Origin of the sequence: Microcystis sp. LE19-41.2A (assembly GCF_027530405.1) — a bacterium.
Classification (GTDB): Bacteria; Cyanobacteriota; Cyanobacteriia; order Cyanobacteriales; family Microcystaceae; genus Microcystis; species Microcystis aeruginosa.
The window spans coordinates 1-1,874 of sequence record NZ_JAPZQJ010000599.1 but is presented as its reverse complement, the minus strand read 5'-3'; the positions used below and the strand labels follow the sequence as shown (position 1 = coordinate 1,874).

The following is a 1,874-nucleotide window of genomic DNA, read 5'->3' as shown; positions in this document are numbered from 1 at the left end:
GTACCTAAGCAAAATTAATTACACATCTAAGCTCTCAGCCGTCAGCCTTTTGCTGATGTGAGTAAACAGTGAACTGAAAACTCAAATCCGATCCCTGATAGCTGTCTCGGAGTCTCGGAGTCTCGGAGTCTCGGAGTCTCGGAGTCTCGGAGTCTCGACTAGGAAATTAATTTTGCACGACTACTTAGCGCTCTTGGAGGGAGTCTGGCAAAGGTCTTACAGTCTCTAAACTCTAGCTCTCTTATGGGGTAAGCCTTCAAGCTATCGCTAACTAACAGAAACCCGAAATTTGAGTTTTTATTAGAAAAAAAGTTAGCGTTCCCTTGTCAAGCAAGGGTTTGAGAGCCTAGATTCGGTTAGGGATTTCCGAAAGTCCCAGAAGAGCGTTAGGGCATTGCCAAAAACAATTTTTTAATTTCCCCAAATCCCCCTAGGGGGGATATAGTAGAGAGAGAATGATGTATCTTAATATAAGTAAAGTTTTGTAACAATTCTGAAATCCTTTGCTCAACTCTACCCTAGTCCCCAGCAATCCCGATCGCCTGAAACCCCTAGTCCCTAACTGGGAAAAATGTCAATCCGTCTTTTGGACAGCAGCATTTCTGGTATCAGTCCCCGTGTTCCTGCAAGCGCCCCTAGTGCGCTACTATCCCGAAATTAGCCTAGGTTTAACCGTTTTCTGGGTGGGGTTAGGGATTTGGCTGCTCAAACAAGCAAAAATCAGTCTTTGGGGAGATTTACTTTTGGGCTTTAGTTGGAGTTGGTTAGCCGGTTCTCTGTACTGGGGTTGGTGGCGTTGGGAACCCTTGATCCATATTCCCATGGAAGCGATCGGGCTGCCCTTTGTTCTCTGGGGATTATGCAAAGGTCGCGGCAAAGTGGGCAATCTTTTCTATCTGGGTTCTTTGTTAGGAACCGCCATCACCGACTTATATTTCTATCTAACGGGACTAATTCCCTACTGGCGACAATTAATGACCGTGGAACTAGATGCCAACCTAGTATCGCCGATATTTCATAACGCTTTGTCCCAAATTCAGACCCCCTGGGGCATCAGTTGGGCGATCGTACTGCTCAACCTGCTCCTAGCGATCGGTATCTATCCTTTGCAAAAACGGGTATGCCATTGGTGGGCATTTAGCGGAGCCGTATTGAGTACAATTTTAGTCGATGGTTTATTTTGGATTACCGCTTCTCTGGCCTAAGGGTTTTCCTAGCTAATTCCCGTTTCCACCTATTTACCTAAAATGTCGGATGAATGCCCCCGCTAAATTTTTCGACAAGACATCAACCTTTGCGGGGGATGAAATCCGACCAGAAAATAAACCGCAGAGCATCGATTTAATACTACCATCTATGGGTAAACTGTGTTATACTTAATTTAGCCAATGGTCGAGGATTGTTAAATGCTAGTCGTAGAAGCAAAGCTAAAAAACGGAACACCAGAGCAATCTCAGAAGCTTGATGAAGCGATCAAAACTTCTCAGTTTGTGCGTAACTCTTGTGTTCGTTATTGGAGGTCAAATCAAGGGACAACCCGCAATGATCTCCAAAAACTTTGCGCGGTACTAGCTAATAATAAAGAGACTCTTTGGGTTAATAAATTAAACTCTCAAGCTCGTCAATCGGCTGCTGATAGAGCCTGGCAATCAATTAATCGGTTTTACCAGAATTGTCATGCTAAGATACCAGGAAAAAAAGGTTTTCCTCGGTTCAAAAAGCCTAGCCGTTCCGTTGAATACAAACTAACGGGCTACAAACTATCTGATGACCGACGTAAAATCAGATTTACCGATGGCTTTAAAGCAGGAGAATTTGATTTATGGTGTAGTCAAAAGACCTTAGTTTATTATTCAGAGCAACAGATTAAACGG

Annotated in this window: 2 protein-coding genes; both read left to right on the top strand. The window is 43.9% G+C overall.

The window, feature by feature from the left end:
- Positions 1-503: 503 nt before the first annotated feature.
- Positions 504-1,205, top strand: a complete 702-nt coding sequence (locus O9290_RS24970) for a DUF3120 domain-containing protein (RefSeq protein ID WP_288057123.1) — start codon at positions 504-506, stop codon at positions 1,203-1,205.
- A gap of 201 nt (positions 1,206-1,406) precedes the next feature.
- A partial coding sequence (locus tag O9290_RS24965) for a nuclease/transposase family protein (RefSeq protein WP_502846475.1) occupies positions 1,407-1,874 on the top strand: 468 nt, incomplete at its 3' end.